This is a genomic window from Shimia sp. MIT1388 (assembly GCF_047124445.1).
In the GTDB taxonomy this organism is placed as follows: Bacteria; Pseudomonadota; Alphaproteobacteria; order Rhodobacterales; family Rhodobacteraceae; genus Shimia.
The window spans coordinates 816,299-832,416 of record NZ_CP138921.1 but is presented as its reverse complement, the minus strand read 5'-3'; the positions used below and the strand labels follow the sequence as shown (position 1 = coordinate 832,416).

Annotated in this window: 12 protein-coding genes and 1 tRNA gene; 4 read left to right on the top strand and 9 right to left on the bottom strand. The window is 58.5% G+C overall.

All coding sequences use genetic code 11. The annotated features are described in order from the left end of the window. Positions 1-64: 64 nt before the first annotated feature. Both SIB92_RS04090 and recA read right to left on the bottom strand, forming a co-directional pair. The gene (locus tag SIB92_RS04090; protein ID WP_412554613.1) at positions 65-610 is read right to left on the bottom strand and encodes an MOSC domain-containing protein; all 546 of its coding nucleotides are present in this window, start codon (positions 608-610) and stop codon (positions 65-67) included. After that, the gene (gene recA / locus SIB92_RS04085; RefSeq protein ID WP_412554612.1) at positions 607-1,680 is read right to left on the bottom strand and encodes a recombinase RecA; all 1,074 of its coding nucleotides are present in this window, start codon (positions 1,678-1,680) and stop codon (positions 607-609) included. Before recA ends, SIB92_RS04090 begins: the two co-directional genes overlap by 4 nt. Positions 1,681-1,875: 195 nt before the next feature. Here recA and SIB92_RS04080 point away from each other — a divergent pair, with 195 nt between their 5' ends. Then, a complete protein-coding gene (locus tag SIB92_RS04080) occupies positions 1,876-2,475 on the top strand; it encodes a sulfotransferase family 2 domain-containing protein (protein WP_412554611.1) in 600 nt (199 codons plus the stop codon). On the opposite strand, the gene SIB92_RS04075 is transcribed toward SIB92_RS04080, so the two are convergent. The 3 genes from SIB92_RS04075 to SIB92_RS04065 form a co-directional block, all read right to left on the bottom strand. Further along, positions 2,472-4,688, bottom strand: coding sequence for an ATP-binding protein (locus SIB92_RS04075; RefSeq protein WP_412555794.1), 2,217 nt, complete (start codon positions 4,686-4,688; stop codon positions 2,472-2,474). The two genes, SIB92_RS04080 and SIB92_RS04075, sit on opposite strands and share 4 nt — an antisense overlap. A gap of 183 nt (positions 4,689-4,871) precedes the next feature. Continuing rightward, the gene (locus SIB92_RS04070; RefSeq protein ID WP_412554610.1) at positions 4,872-6,020 is read right to left on the bottom strand and encodes an RsmB/NOP family class I SAM-dependent RNA methyltransferase; all 1,149 of its coding nucleotides are present in this window, start codon (positions 6,018-6,020) and stop codon (positions 4,872-4,874) included. 132 nt (positions 6,021-6,152) lie between these two features. Then, positions 6,153-6,302, bottom strand: a complete 150-nt coding sequence (locus SIB92_RS04065) for a hypothetical protein (protein ID WP_412554609.1) — start codon at positions 6,300-6,302, stop codon at positions 6,153-6,155. A gap of 97 nt (positions 6,303-6,399) precedes the next feature. On the opposite strand from SIB92_RS04065, the gene SIB92_RS04060 reads away from it, so the two are divergent. Next, positions 6,400-8,223, top strand: a complete 1,824-nt coding sequence (locus tag SIB92_RS04060; RefSeq protein ID WP_412554608.1) for a methyl-accepting chemotaxis protein — start codon at positions 6,400-6,402, stop codon at positions 8,221-8,223. Positions 8,224-8,314: 91 nt separating this feature from the next. Here SIB92_RS04060 and guaB read toward each other — a convergent pair whose 3' ends face one another. Next, on the bottom strand, positions 8,315-9,763 hold the full coding sequence (guaB, locus tag SIB92_RS04055; RefSeq protein ID WP_412554607.1) for an IMP dehydrogenase: 1,449 nt from the start codon (positions 9,761-9,763) through the stop codon (positions 8,315-8,317). 274 nt (positions 9,764-10,037) lie between these two features. On the opposite strand from guaB, the gene SIB92_RS04050 reads away from it, so the two are divergent. Continuing rightward, positions 10,038-12,083, top strand: coding sequence for an ASKHA domain-containing protein (locus SIB92_RS04050; protein ID WP_412554606.1), 2,046 nt, complete (start codon positions 10,038-10,040; stop codon positions 12,081-12,083). 50 nt (positions 12,084-12,133) lie between these two features. Beyond that, positions 12,134-12,207, top strand: a tRNA-Gly gene (locus tag SIB92_RS04045). Between the two features lie 86 nt (positions 12,208-12,293). Here the strand turns inward: SIB92_RS04045 and pgi are convergent. Genes pgi through zwf form a run of 3 tightly spaced genes read right to left on the bottom strand, consistent with a single transcriptional unit; the run spans position 12,294 to position 16,024 of the window. After that, entirely contained in the window at positions 12,294-13,895 is a 1,602-nt protein-coding gene (pgi, locus tag SIB92_RS04040) for a glucose-6-phosphate isomerase (RefSeq protein WP_412554605.1), read from the bottom strand. Between the two features lie 6 nt (positions 13,896-13,901). Then, positions 13,902-14,573 (bottom strand): 6-phosphogluconolactonase, encoded by a 672-nt coding sequence (pgl, locus tag SIB92_RS04035; RefSeq protein WP_412554604.1) that lies wholly within the window; start codon positions 14,571-14,573, stop codon positions 13,902-13,904. Next, entirely contained in the window at positions 14,570-16,024 is a 1,455-nt protein-coding gene (gene zwf / locus SIB92_RS04030) for a glucose-6-phosphate dehydrogenase (protein ID WP_412554603.1), read from the bottom strand. The genes pgl and zwf overlap by 4 nt, the downstream gene beginning before the upstream one ends. Positions 16,025-16,118: the final 94 nt, after the last annotated feature.

The window sequence follows — 16,118 nt, the reverse complement described above, 5'->3', positions numbered from 1 at the left end:
TGACAATGCGCCTAAGCTTGTGAGACTTGGGCAAAATGCTTGCCCTGACCAATCGTCAAGCCCGTCAAACCTTTCGCAAGACATCCCCTGTGCGGATCACGCCATTCTGTTCCACGCTGCACAAAATACCCCGCAACCGAAGCGCGCGATGATCCGGATTGCGGATCCAGTCATAGGCAGCGTGACCATACCGCGCCTTCCACTTCACACAGGCATCGTTGAACACCTCCGACACACGCAGCACGGCAGAACCAACTCGCAACACCTGACCAGTTGGTAAGTTTGCCTCTGAGGTGTCAATATCCGCTGCAAAGGTATCACCTGGGTGCAAAACCTCGGCACCAGGTGTCCACACCAAATCCAGCACACGTTGGGGAATGATGCACACCTGAATGCCCGGATGCGGCGCACCATCCTCCGTGCGCACCCACGGCTGCGTCATCCAGCGCTCACCAGGAATGCCCTGCGCTTTTGACAGCGAGATTTCATCCACAAACCGGCGTTCATTACGCGCTGGACGCAGGCACAAATGCGAAATGGCCACCCCGTCTTTCGGAGCGGCCAACACATGCGGCAAAGCCCGCATCAAGTCTTCGGAGGACGGTGTCAATCTTCCAACAACTCTTCGTCGCCGGGAGGCATATCAAAGTCTAATCCATGCGCAGCGCGGATCTTATCTTCAATTTCCAACGCCATACGGGTGTTTTCCTTCAGGAAGGTGGTCGCATTTGCCCGCCCCTGCCCGATCCGCTCATCGCCGTAGCTGAACCAGCTGCCGGATTTTTCGACAACACCAGCCTTCACGCCCAGATCAAGCAGCTCACCCATCTTGGAGATGCCTTCACCATACATGATGTCAAATTCGACCTGTTTGAACGGCGGCGCCACTTTGTTTTTAACAACTTTTACACGCGTGGCATTGCCGACAATCTCATCCCGGTCTTTCACGCTGCCAATCCGGCGGATATCCAAACGCACGGAGCTGTAGAACTTCAGTGCGTTACCACCGGTTGTGGTTTCAGGCGAGCCAAACATCACGCCGATTTTCATCCGGATCTGGTTGATGAAGATCACCATACAGTTAGAGCGCGCAATCGAACCGGTCAGTTTCCGCATCGCCTGGCTCATCAGGCGGGCCTGTACACCCACGTTGCTGTCGCCCATATCGCCTTCAAGTTCGGATTTTGGTGTCAGCGCCGCCACCGAATCGACCACAACCATGTTCACCGCGCCGGACCGCACCAATGTGTCGGTAATCTCGAGCGCCTGCTCGCCGGTGTCCGGCTGAGAAATCAGGAGCTCGTCCAGGTTCACGCCAAGTTTTTTGGCATACTGCGGATCGAGCGCGTGTTCCGCATCCACAAAGGCGCATACGCCTCCCTTTTTTTGCTCTTCTGCAATACAATGCAGCGTCAGCGTGGTTTTACCGGAGCTTTCCGGGCCGTAAATCTCGATGATCCGCCCTTTGGGCAGACCGCCAATCCCCAGAGCAATATCCAAGCTCAGCGAGCCGGTGGAGGTCGCCTCAATCTCTTGCGCGGGGTTGTCCGCGCCCAGCTTCATGATCGAACCTTTGCCGAACTGCCGCTCGATTTGGGCCAGCGCGCTGTCCAGCGCCTTCTGTTTGTCAGGGGATGAGGATTTCTTGGAGGTCATTGTCAAAAGATCTGCCGTTGCCATTTGCTTGCTTCCTTATTCCACACCCGCACGCGGGCGGCAATCACTGCCTGTGTTCACCTCTTGTTCCAAATTCTTATGAGATCAAAAGGAGAACAAATCAAGAGAAAATAATAGGAACATTTTCCGTCCCATTCGGTTAAGAAGTGGTTTACAAGAAGAAGTCAATTTGAGTTCAACCACACCAAAGGCGCGCAAATGCTTGTTTTCTGGAAACAAAAACTGGTGTTTCTCTCTGTTCCAAAAACAGGAACGACGGCTATTGAGGAGGCATTAGCGCCCTCCGCGGACATGGTGATTTCCAACCCGCCAGAGCTCAAACACGCTCCGGTGTATCGTTATAACCGTTTTTTTCGCCCCATGTTTGAGAAGGCCTGCAACACCGATGACCTCGAACTCTTGGCCGTGATGCGGGAACCGGTCAGTTGGCTGGCCAGTTGGTACCGATACCGTCGCCGCGATTTTATGCGGGGGCATCGCAACTCCACGCATGACGTCAGCTTCGAAGAGTTTGTGGTGGAATACATGAAGGGCGACAAGAAAGCGCCCTTTGCCAATGTTGGCAGTCAAGCCAAGTTTCTGGAACCCCGTCCAAATGGCGTGAAAGTCGACCACATGTTCCGCTACGAAGATCAACCGCGCCTGCTCGACTTTCTAGAGCACCGCTTGCAACGCAAAATTCAGCTGGAGCGCCGCAACAGCTCGCCAGAAATCCCGCTCGATTTGCCCGAAGCCACCATGCAAAAGCTGCGCAAGAAATGCGCAGCCGAGTTTGAACTTTATGAGAGCCTGTCCTAGGAGCTGGAGATCCGCGCCTGAACCGCCTCCGTTAAGTCACTGAGTGAAAACGGTTTTGGCAGGAAGCTTGAGTTTTCAATCCGCGCCTGATCGTCAGAGAAGCTGTCTTCAGCATAGCCAGACACAAAGATCACCGGCACATTTGGATAATCCTCCCGCGCCTGGCGCACCCAGCTTGGGCCATCCATGCCTGGCATGATCACATCGCTGACAAACACGTCGATCTTCGGGTGATCCATGTCGAGCACTTCCAGCGCCTCTTCTCCGGAGGCCGCCTCCAGCACAGTGAACCCCCGCATTTTGAGCGCGCGTGTCGCAAACGACCGCACCGGCGCTTCGTCTTCCACAAGCAACACAACGCCACTGTGCTCAACCTCCGGCAAATCTGGCCGCTTGCCAGCCTCTGGCGCCACCACTTGCTCTGCGCCCGCCCCATGGGCCGGGAACATTAGCGTAAACGTCGTGCCCACGCCTTCGGTGCTGTCCACAAAAATGTAGCCCCCTGTCTGTTTCACAATCCCGTAGGCCGTGCTCAGACCCAAACCGGTGCCTTCGCCGGTCTTCTTTGTGGTGAAGAACGGCTCAAACACCTTTTGCAACTTGTCCTGCGGGATGCCGATGCCTTGGTCTGCCACGGTCACCGACACATAGTTGCCCACCGGCACCACCACACGGTCGCGCTCCAGCGGCGCATCTAGCTCCACCCCTTCGGTGATCACGCGGATTTCGCCACCATCCGGCATCGCATCGCGTGCGTTCACCACAAGGTTCATCAACACCTGTTCCAACTGCCGCTTATCCGCCCGGATCGCCGGCAGCACCGGATCGTTGTTCAACGTCAACGTCACCCGTTCCCCGACCAGTCGGTTTAGCAGGTGGGTCAGATCGGCCAGCGTGTTGCGCAGATCCAGCACCTCCGGACGCAGGTTCTGTTTACGCGAGAACGCCAGCAATTGCCCGACTAGAGCGGCAGCACGGTTGGCGTTCTGATTGATCTGGATGAGATCGGCATAATCCGCATCCCCCTGATCATGCCGCAACAACAATAGGTCACAATGTCCTGAAATTGCGGTCAAAAGATTGTTGAAGTCATGTGCCACACCACCAGCCAACTGGCCAATCGCCTGCATCTTCTGACTCTGCACAAACTGCTTTTCCAGCGATTTGAATTCTGTTGCGTCGTTCAGCACTGCAATCAGGGAGGTCTCGCCCCCTTCCACCACGCGGTTCAGGCTGACCTGCACAATCACTTCTTTGTCTTCACGCTTCAGACGCAGAAACTCCGACTGGTTCACAGCTTTGCCCTGCGCCGCTTCCATCAGCCAATCCACAATCGAGCGGCCAAGCCCCTCCATCAGATCGCCCATCACGGTTTTAGGCGTGATCTCCATATTCACCAATAACCGCGCTGCGCGGTTCGCCAGCGCGACATCCCCTGCCGGTGTCACCTTCAAGATCGCAACAGGCAGTTCGTCAAACTGCACCGCCCCGTCGCGCATCACCGGCACTTCAGTGGGCAATAGGTAAATCTCACGCCGTCCTGCCGTGGCTTCAAACTCGGCCACCAGACACTGCTGTTCGCCATTGGAGGTGTGCACCACCGTGGCGCTGCGCAAATCAGTAACATCCGGACCAAACACATCGGCGATGGTCTTTTTGCGCTCCCCCAACAGGTGCCGCGCGGCAGGGTTCATAAACAATACCGTCCCGGACCGACCCACGGTCAGCATCGGCAACCGTGGCGCCCCGCCCGCATGTTGCGCGTCTGCCACCGGATTGGACCGTTGGATACTCCACAGCAAAACGCCAAATTCCAGAGTCTTCACCGTCAGCCGCATCATGCTGTCACGCAAGGACAGCTCTTCCTCACATTGACCGTCCGTAAGGCTGCTCGCAATCAAATCGCGCACCTTGCCCTCGGCATCGAGCACCTGATCGGCCAGCGCGTCAACCATCGTGTCACGCGCGCCCATGCCCGCCTCCATGGCGGCTTTGTTGGCGTAGATAACCTGCCCTTCCGGATTGGACACAAATGTCAGGTCAGAGGCGTCTTCGAACATGCGCCGCAACAACGCGACCGCCCGCATCTGCGCCGCCTTCCGGCGCAATGACACCATCAAGCTGATCGCCGCCCCCAGGCCAAGAAGCCCGCTGGCAAACACCATCGCCACCCGCATGGGACCAGGCTGCAAAAGAACAGCCGTCACCACCATGACCAAGGCGGCCAAGGCAAGCAATCCGGCATGATGAGGTGTGTCACCCAAATGGCGGGGAGAAGGCCCCTTGGCCTCTGTCGACTCGGACACGTCTGCACCTATTCTTTTACGTCTTCGTTAATATGCGTCAAATTATCTTAAACACGCATTAACGAAGACAGAAGAAAAAGCGTAAGCCCTCTATTTTTTACGCAAAATTGCCCCGAAGAACCCGTCGCCACCGTCAGAAAGCAAAAACTGGCGCTGCCAATCTATCTCCCAGGACGGATTGTTCTGCACAAACCTCTCAATCTGTGCGGTGTTTTCCGCCGTCAAAACCGAACACGTCGCATACACAAGCGCGCCCTCCGGGGCCACAAGCTCTTTGGCCTGCTCCAGGATCTCCGCTTGGACCCGCTCCAGTTCCGCCAGATCCTCGGGCCTAAACCGCCATTTGGCATCCGGCGTGCGCCGCCAGGTGCCACTGCCAGAGCACGGCACATCGCAGAGAACCAAATCATAAGGCGCTTTGTCCTTTGGCGTTTTCACGACTTGTACTTTCACGCCAGCCCTTTTGGCGCGTGCTGGCAGGTCGGCCATGCGCTGCACCAAGGCGTCATGCGCAAAAAACTGCGCTTCGGCACGTCCTGCCATGGCCAGGGTTTTGCCGCCTCCCCCCGCGCAATAATCCAGCACTTTCATGCCTTTAGAAATCGAAAGTGCCGCAACCAAAGCCTGACTGGACGCATCCTGCAATTCCACCAAACCATCAAGATAGGCTGCATTGTTCTTGATCCGCCGCGCCCCCTCCGTGACCTCAAGGGCCGTGTCCACCAGCGAGATTGTGTGCGTCTCAATGCCATCATCGGCCAACACCTCTTGCGCCTGCGCCACGGTGGCTTTGCGCAGATTCACCCGCAGGATCACCGGTGCTCGCCTGCGCAGCGCTAAGACAGTATCGTCGAACGCTGTGCCCAAACTGTCGCGCAAAGGGGGCTCAAGCCAGTCCGGAATGTCCAGCGGCGGCCGCCCATCGGGCACCGATAGCTCATCCTGTGAAAGCGCAGCAGGCGCATAGCCTTCCCCGGAGAAGATAGCTTCCAAATCCGCCTGGTCCTGACGCAGGACACCGATCATCAGCCCGCGCCCGTTCAGACCGCCCCCAACAAAGGCCGCCGAGTTCCGCCGACGTAACGCATCAAACACATGATCGCGCACCGCAGCCCGATCTTTAGAGCCAGCAAAACGACTGCGCCGCGCCCAGCCGGTCAGCGCCTTCTCCGCCGGGGCCCCTTCCAGAACCTGGTCCAAAATTTCAATCGCGGCTTGAACGCGTGCTGCTGGTGTCATGTGACCATCCCACTCAATGTTCCACCGCTTGGAACCGACTTTCTTGCCGTCGCGTGTGGTGGCCTGCTCTACATCAAGGACGACCTGAACCGCAACTGTTCGCGATCTGCTTAAATTTTAGGCGCAAATCAATTATAGGGTGATTTTACCGCTACCCACATCCCGCGAAGGGCGCAAAATGCGGTTACCCCTTAAAAATAAGGTGCGTGCATAAGGCTTCATTAAACTCAACCAATCTACCTCGACGTCTGAAACGCCAACAACCAGAGTGTAGCCAGCCATGCCAGCCCTCCTGACGAAACTTTCTACGCGGATAAGCGCGATCGCCGTTGTGGCGCTTGCCCTAGCTGTCGTCCTGACCCTTTTGCTGCAGAACCACATGCGCAATACGGTCGAAACCATGTACAATAAAAAGCTCCTTGAGATCACCGAGACCGCCACAAGCTTGCTGGTGGCACTGGAGGAAGGGGTTCAGTCGGGAAAGTACACGCCAGAACAGGCACGTGAGCTTGGCCGTGAGCAACTCGAAGCCCTGTCTTATGGCGACAACGGGTATATGTTTGCCTTTGACACCGATTATGTCATGACCGCACACCCGTTCCGCCCCCAGTGGATTGGCCACAGCCAAGCAGACCTCGAAGACCCGAACGGTGTGAAAATCTTCCAGGAAATGCGCAAGGTTGCCGTGGAAAACGGCAGCGGCACCCTGATCTACCACTTCCAGAAACCGGACAGCGACCTTCAGGAAGCCAAAATCGGCTTTGCGTTCCACTATGAACCCTGGAGCTGGATTGTCGGCACCGGCGCCTACCTCTCCGACATCGAAGCGGAAATGGCAAAGATCCGCAACAAGGCCCTTACCATTCTTGGCGGCATCCTGGTTGTGCTCTCATTGGTCTCGTACTTCATCATCCGCAGCGTAACCGGCCCTATGGGCGCTCTGCGGACACGCATGGCAGATTTGGCCGAAGGCGACACCGATGCGGATATTCCTTTCACCGAGACCAAGAACGAACTAGGGGACATGGCGCGCACACTCGATGTGTTCCGCACTGCGCTACTGCGTCAGCGTGAACTGGAAGCCAACCAGAAAGAAGCAGCAGCGGTCCAGTCCGAAGTAGTCGAAACTCTGTCCGAGCACCTTGCCAGCCTGTCCGGCGGTGACCTGACATCGCAGATCAAGGTGGCCTTCCCTGAGGAATACGAAAAGCTGCGCGCAGACTTCAATGCCTCCATCACCAACCTCAGCACCACAGTCACCGACGTGGTTGACGCATCTCAGTCGATCCACAACGGCGCGTCTGAAATCAGCCAGGCGTCTGACGATCTTTCCAAACGCACAGAGAGCCAAGCCGCCACGCTGGAAGAAACCGCCGCGGCCCTGGATGACCTGACCCGCTCCGTGAAAGCTGCCGCTGATGGTGCCCGCGACGTGGAAGGCACCATGCAGACAGCCAAAACCGAAGCCGAAGAAAGCGGCGAAGTGGTGCGCAACGCCGTTTCCGCTATGACCGAGATCGAGCAAAGCTCCACTCATATCTCCCAGATCATCTCCGTGATCGACGATATCGCCTTCCAGACCAACCTCTTGGCCCTGAACGCCGGTGTCGAAGCCGCCCGTGCCGGTGACGCCGGACGTGGCTTTGCTGTCGTAGCTTCCGAGGTGCGCAAACTCGCGCACTCTTCTTCCGAGGCGGCCAACGAGATCAAAGCCTTGATCGACAAGTCGTCTGAGCAGGTTGAGCGTGGTGTGAGCCTTGTGGGCCAAACCGGTGACGCACTGAGCGTGATCGTGGAACGCGTGGTCCACATCTCCGGCATGGTCTCCTCCATCGCGGACGGCGCAACCGAACAGTCGCAAAGCTTGGCAGAGATCAACGCCGGCGTAATGCAGCTGGACCAGGTGACCCAGAAAAATGCCGCTATGGTGGAGGAATCCACCGCCGCGACGCACCTACTGAAATCCGACGCTGTTGGCCTGGCCAACATGGTTGGCCACTTCAAACTGGACGGCAAAGCCAAAGCCAGCAAACCGGCGGCGCCTGCGAAGGTGACCGAGACGGATTGGCAGGAAGACAAACAGGCGGATCAGCCGAAGTCCAAGCCAGCCGCTAAGAAGCCGGAGGCCCCAAAGCCAGCTCCCGCCGCGCCGAACTTCAGCTCAAACGGCAGCGCCGCTGAGGAAACCTGGACGGATTTCTAATCCATCCCCTAAAAGCAAACAAAAGGGCTGAACCCGCGAAGGTTCAGCCCTTTCTTTTTGCGTCACTCAAACAGCGCCTCAGGCGGCAGTTTTATCCAACCCGATAGTTTGGCGCTTCGCGCGTGATCTGCACGTCATGCACGTGGCTTTCTTTCAGACCCGCGCCGGTGATTTTCACAAACTTACAGTTCTTGCGCATTTCCGCCACTGTGGCGTTGCCAGTGTAGCCCATCGCTGCGCGCAGGCCGCCAACCAGCTGATGCACCACAGTGCCCGCCGGACCTTTATAAGGCACCTGCCCTTCGATGCCTTCCGGTACCAGCTTGTCGCTGGCCGCATCTTTCTGGAAGTAGCGATCTGCGGAACCACGTGCCATTGCACCCAGGGAGCCCATGCCACGGTAGGACTTAAACGAGCGGCCCTGATACAGGATCACTTCGCCCGGGCTTTCGTCGGTACCTGCGATCATCGAGCCAACCATCGCACAGGACGCGCCCGCTGCAATCGCCTTGGCAAAGTCGCCGGAAAACTTGATACCGCCATCCGCAATCACTGGAACATCGCCAGCGGCGGTTGCGCAGTCATCAATCGCGGTCAGCTGCGGCACACCCACGCCCGCCACCATGCGTGTGGTACAGATCGAGCCGGGACCAATGCCGACTTTCACCGCATCCGCACCGGCATCGATCAACGCTTTGGTGGCGTCCGCGGTGGCCACGTTGCCTGCAATCACCTGCACCGAATTCGACAAGTTCTTCACCCGCTTCACCGCGTCCAGAACTCCTTCCGAATGGCCGTGCGCGGTGTCGATCACCACAATATCCACGCCGGCATCAATCAGCATCTCAGAACGCGCAAAGCCGCTGTCCCCAACCGAGGACGCCGCCGCAACCCGCAGACGCCCCAGATCGTCTTTACACGCCGTTGGGTTCAACACCGCTTGCTCGGTGTCCTTCAGGGTCAACAGGCCAGTCAGCTTGCCGTTGCCATCATGCACCAACAGCTTTTCAATCCGGCGCGCGCGCATCAGGCTTTTGGCCTCTTCCAGATCCGCGGGCTCTGCCAGCATCGCCAGATCCGCCGTGGTCATCATCGCGTGCACCGGTGTGTCATCGCTTTGCGCAAACCGCATGTCCCGGTTGGTCACAATGCCCACAACACGGCCTTGCTCGTCCACGACCGGGAAGCCGGTGAAGCGATAACGCTCGATCAGCGCCTTGGCATCTGCCAGAGTCTGGTTTGGTGTCAGCGTGACCGGGTTATAAACGATGCCACTCTCGAAGCGTTTCACCCGGCGCACTTCCCGCGCCTGCTGATCCGCGTCGAGGTTCTTGTGGATCACGCCCATGCCACCAGCCTGCGCCATGGCAATCGCCATCCGGCTTTCGGTGACGGTGTCCATCGCAGAACTCAGCAGTGGGATGTTGAGATCGATGGATTTTGTGACCTTCGTGCGCGTGTCCGCCGTAGACGGCAGAACCGCCGACGCAGCTGGAACCAGTAGAACATCATCGAAAGTGAGGGCCTCACGAATCTCCATCGCAAATCTCCTGTTGCGGGGCTTCATTTGGCACGTCCCTATCGCATGGCCTTGACCGGTGGAAAACCCCTAAACCGCGCAGAAATGCGCCTGTCTCCTCTTTCTGCACAAATTAGCCTCACCCCAAAGCATCCCATCTAAATTTCCTGACTCTTCGATCAAAATTTGCCCACCTATATGCCGCGCTTTGACCAACCCATGCCGCTCCTTGCCTTTCGCCAAATTTTTCGGCAGCTATGCTGCCAGCCAAGCGAACAGACTTGAGGCCTTCTCGATGAGCAGCGACCCACTTGTAATCTTCACCCCTTCCGGCAAACGCGGCCACTTTCCCGTTGGCACCCCCATCCTGACAGCCGCCCGCCAACTGGGCGTCGATCTCGACAGCGTATGTGGCGGCCGTGGTGTCTGCTCCAAATGCCAAGTCACGCCGTCCTATGGCGAGTTCCCCAAACATGGCGTGACCGTTTCTGAGGACGCTTTGTCGGAATGGAACGCCGTAGAGCAACGCTACGATGACAAACGCGGCCTGGCCAAGGGCCGCCGCCTCGGCTGTCAGGCCACCGTTCAAGCTGACATTGTGATCGACGTGCCACCAGAAAGCCAGGTGCACAAACAGGTGGTACGCAAACGCGCCGAGGTGCGCGACATCACCCTGAACCCCACCGTGCATCTCACCTATGTTGAGGTCGAAGAACCTGACATGCACAAGCCGTCCGGTGATCTGGAACGATTGCTGACCGCGCTCAAAGTCGCCACAGGCCACGCAGCAATTTCGGTGGATACCCACCTCCTGCGCCCGTTGCAGCCAATCCTGCGCAAAGGCAGCTGGGCGGTCACCGCCGCAATTCATCAAGACCACACTGGCGCGCCGCCCCGCCTCATCGCCCTCTGGCCCGGCTACTTCGAAGGGCCGGTCTACGGCCTTGCCGTCGACCTCGGCTCCACCACCATCGCTGGCCACCTCTGCGACCTGACCACCGGCGAAGTGGTTGCCTCGTCCGGCCTGATGAACCCACAAATCCGCTTTGGCGAAGACCTCATGAGCCGCGTCAGCTACGCCATGATGAACACAGGTGGCGATCAGGAAATGACCGAGGCCGTGCGCGACGGCTTGAACCAACTGGTCACCGACATCGCCAAAGAGGCCGACATCGTGCCCACACAAATCCTCGACGCCGTCTTTGTGATGAACCCGGTCATGCATCACCTGTTCCTGGGCATCGACCCGTTTGAGCTCGGGCAAGCCCCTTTCGCGCTCGCCACATCAGACGCGCTCTCCCTGCCCGCCTCCGAGTTGGGCCTCAACATCGCCCCCGGCACCCGCGCCTACCTGCTGCCCTGCATAGCCGGTCACGTGGGTGCTGATGCCGCCGGTGTGGCACTCTCAGAAGCCCCAGACAAATCCGAAGACCTCGCCTTGGTGGTCGACGTGGGTACCAACGCCGAAATCCTTCTGGGCGACAAAAACGGCGTGCTCGCCTGCTCCTCTCCCACAGGCCCCGCCTTTGAAGGTGCGCAGATTAGCGCCGGTCAACGTGCCGCGCCCGGCGCCATAGAGCGTGTGGAAATTGATCCCGTCACCAAAGAGCCCCGCTTCCGCGTGATTGGCTGCGAACTTTGGTCGGATGAAGATGGCTTCACCGCCGCCATCGCCGCAACCGGCATCACCGGCATTTGTGGCTCCGGCATCATCGAAGTCATTGCCGAAATGCGCCTCGCAGGCATCGTCGACGCCTCCGGCCTGATTGGCTCTGCCGAACAAACTGGCACCACCCGCTGCTTTGCGGATGGCCGCACCAACTCCTACACGCTCTGGGAAGGCGACGCTGACCAAAAACCGATCACCGTCACCAACGCTGACATCCGCGCCATCCAGATGGCCAAGGCCGCGCTCTACTCCGGCGCCCGCCTGCTGATGGACAAACGCGGCGTCGATCAGGTGGATCGCGTGGTGCTCGCAGGGGCGTTTGGTGCGCATATCTCTGCCAAACACGCTATGGTTCTGGGAATGATCCCGGACTGCCCGCTGAACAAAGTCACGTCTGCAGGCAACGCAGCCGGCACAGGCGCCCGCATCGCGCTTTTGAACAAGGACGCCCGCAGCGAAATCGAAACTCTTGTGCGCAAGATCGAGAAGATCGAAACCGCGGTAGAACCGCGCTTTCAAGAGCATTTTGTCAACGCCTCAGCCCTTCCTAACTCAGCCGATCCCTTCCCGATCCTCCGCGGCGTGGTCGACCTGCAAGACGTCAGCTTCAACACCGGTGGCGGCGGTGAAGACGCCGCAGGGGGACGTCGTCGTCGCCGTCGTCGCGGCTAAGCAAATCCCGCTTGACCCTCCCGCAGCGCTGTCCTACCAACAGGCGTGCTGCGGGTATGGTGAAAAGGTATCACACGAGCTTCCCAAGCTCTGGTTACGGGTTCGATTCCCGTTACCCGCTCCATAAAATCAATCACTTAAACGACACACTTAAAGAAAAACGCCGCATCCTTGTGGAACGCGGCGCTTTAGATGTCATTTCGACTACGCTTAATCGCGCATACTCAGAAAATGATCGAGCAACGCCACGGTGGACGCGCTTGAGCCTTCCGGCGCGCCTTTGCCTTCCATCGCAGGCACCAGACCATTGGCCAGTTCTTTGCCAAGCTCCACGCCCCATTGGTCGTAGGAGTTGATGCCGTAGATCACCCCTTCGACAAACACGCGATGCTCATACATCGCCACAATTTGCCCCAGCACATAAGGCGTCAGGCGCGGATAGACCAAAGTGGTCGACGGACGGTTGCCTTCAAACACGCGGTGTTTTGAAAGCTGATCCAACTTGGAACCAGACACGCCTTTCGCCTCCAACTGCGATCGCGCTTCTGCCTCTGTCCGGCCCTTTAACAAGGCTTCCGACTGCGCCAGACAATTGGCCACCAACGCGCGATGGTGCTCTCCAAGAGCGGGCTCATGCCCCTCAGCCCCCACCATAAACTCACACGGCACAACTTGCTGCCCTTGGTGGATCAACTGATAAAACGCGTGCTGCCCATTGGTCCCCGGTTCTCCCCAGACCACAGGCCCGGCAACACGCTCCAACCGCGCGCCATCCAGTGCCACGCCTTTGCCATTGCTCTCCATCTCAAGCTGCTGCAGATACGCAGGCAACCGCGCCAGCCGTTGCTCATAAGGCAAAACGGCCCGTGTGCCATGCCCACAAACTTGCTGATGCCAGATCCCAACCAGTGCCAACAACACCGGCAGGTTTTCCTCGAACGGCGCGTCGCAAAAGTGATGGTCCATTGCCTGAGCACCTTCAAGGAAGCTCTCAAACGCCTTTGGCCCAATCGCCAACATCAGCGAAAATCCAATGGGCCCCCAGACCGAGTAGCGCCCGCCAACCCAATCTTCAAAGCCAAACACCCGCTCTGCCGGAATCCCAAACAACGCACAGCGATCCACAGCCGAAGAAATCGCCACAAACCGCTCCAGTGCGTCCGGGCCACCAGCCCAATCCATCACCGTGCGCGCATTCATTAAGGTTTCTTGCGTGGTGAACGTCTTGGACGCCACAATCACCAACGTGCTTTCCGGGTCCAGCCCCGCAAGCGTATCGGTCGCATCCGCGCCATCCACGTTGGAAATGAAGTGGCACTTTGGACCATCGCCATAGGGCTCCAGCGCCATGACCGCCATCAACGGTCCAAGGTCAGAGCCGCCAATCCCGATGTTCACCACATCCGTGATACGCTTGCCGTTGCCCGGAAAGCTGCCATCGCGCACCGCACTGGCCAGCTTCGCCATGCGCGCGCGGGTTTCGCGCACCTCCGGCAACACATCCTGACCATCCACCACCAAGGGATCGTCTCCCAGGTTGCGCAGCGCCGTGTGCAGCACGGACCGATCTTCTGTAACGTTGATCCTTTCACCCGCAAACATTGCCGTGCGTTTGGCCGCCACACCCGCAGCCTCCGCCAAGCGGATCAAGGCCGCCTTGGCATCGGCATCAATCGAGGTCTTACTGTAGTCAAACAGCAGCCCCTCCGTCTTCAGGCAAAACGCCTGCGCGCGACCTTCATCTGCGTCAAACAGCGCCGTAATCTGACGCGGTGCCGCGCCCTCGCGCAGCCCGTCCAATTCAGTCCACATACCCAATCACTCCGTCCAATGCACTTCTGCGCCGCTGGAAATAGATTTGATCGGCGCTTCTTCTTTTGGCAGTTTCTGCGCGGCCTGCAAAGCCTCGCGCTTGTCCGAACCTTTGATCAGAATATGCTTGCGCACCGCCGCATCCAGCACCCGCGCGGACAGCGTGATCCGCACATCCGGCAAATCCTCGCGCCGGATCGGCACCAAAATAGGCGCATCCGAGGCCAATGCAGCTTCCAGCCCGTCCGCTCCGGGGAACAAAGACGCCGTATGCATATCCGCGCCCATACCCAACAAGGCCACATCCACCGGCAGCGCGCCCAGAATTGTGGTTTCCAGCTCTGCCAACACGGCCTCTGGCGCCTCTGCGGGCGCATAAAGCGGCAAATACCGCGCCGCCACTGCCCGATTGGTCAACAGACGTGATTTCACCAGCGCGGAGTTGGACCGCTCATGGTCCTCCGGCACCCAGCGTTCGTCCGTCAGGATCACATCCACGCGGTCCCAGTCCAGATCCGCCGCACTCAGCGCATCAAAAATCGGCCCCGGTGTGGTCCCACCTGGCACGGCCAGAACCACCCGGTCCTTGTTGTGCAGCGCCTCCGCCAAGTCATCCGCCAGCACGCTGGCGACATCCATCGCCATCATCTCCGCATCGGGGTAGGTGTTGAAGTTCATTTGCCCAATCCTCTCCAGTTTCGCCCATCCCGGCGCATCATCAAAGCCGCATCATCCGGCCCATAAGAAAACGCGTCATAAGGCTTTGGTACATCGCCCCGCGCTTCCCATCCGCGAATGATCGGGTCGGTCCAGGCCCAGGCGGCCTCCACCTCATCATCGCGCATAAACAGTGTTTGGTTGCCACGGATCACATCCATGATCAGCCGCTCATAAGCATCTGCCGTGCCTTGACCTTTCGGCCCCAATGCCTCGGCAAAGCTCATGTCCAACGGCACATCCACCAGACGCATCCCGCCCGGCCCCGGCTCCTTGATGGTTACATTTAATGTAATACCTTCATTGGGTTGCAGCTGAATGCTCAACTCGTTGCGGTGCCGCCCGGCCTGATCGCCAAAGATCGAGTGCGGCGTGTCTTTGAACACCACCGTGATCTCGCTGTCGCGTTCCGACAATCGCTTGCCCGTGCGCAGATAAAACGGCGTGCCCGCCCACCGCCAGTTGTTCACCTGACACTTCAGCGCAATAAAGCTCTCGGTTTTAGACCGTGGATTCTCAACGTCTTCACGATAGCTGTCCGCACCTTCCGCAGCTGTATATTGCCCGCGCACAATGTGGTGAGGTGCAACTGTATCCAACGCGCGGATCACCTTCAGCTTTTCGTCGCGCACCGCATCCGGCTCAAACTGCGACGGCGGTTCCATGGCAATCAGACACAGAAGCTGCATCAGGTGGTTCTGCACCATATCGCGCATCGCACCGGAGCGTTCATAGTACTCGCCGCGCCCGGCCACTCCGACGCTCTCAGCAACCGTGATCTGGATGTGGTCGATGTATTGCGCGTTCCACAGCGGCTCAAACAGCATATTGCCAAAGCGTACCGCCATGAGGTTCTGCACCGTCTCTTTGCCAAGATAGTGGTCGATCCGGTAAATCTGGCTCTCGTCAAAATACTGCGCCAACTCGCGGTTGAGCTCCTGAGCAGTCTCCAAATCGTGGCCAAACGGCTTTTCCACCACAATCCGTGTGTCTTCCTGCGTTAAGCCATGCCGTTTCAACCCTTTCGCCAAATCCGAATAGACACCCGGCCCAACGGAAAAATAAAACGCCCGCACCGACTCCGGTTTGAGCAATGCCGCCAGCTCACTCCAGCCGCCCTCGCCGCGCGCATCCACCGCCACATAATGCAAATGCGCGCAAAACCCGGCCACCGCCTCGACATCCTGCGCTGGCTCGCCTGCGAACTCCCGCAAAGCCTCCGCGATGGTTGCCCTGTAGGCCTCTTCGGTCAAATCACTGCGCGCCGCGCCAATCACCTGACTGCCCTCAGGCATCTGACCGGAACAATACCGCTTGAACAAGGCTGGCAGAATTTTCCGCCGCGCCAGATCCCCCGTGCCACCAAAGATCACAAGATCAAACGTTTCCACGGGAATAATACGCGAAACCATGGGGCCTCTATCCTTCTCGGCAGTCCGGATTTCACCGGAAAATCGTTAGCGCTAACGCCGTCATAACACCGCCACTCTAACACCGCAACCTCAC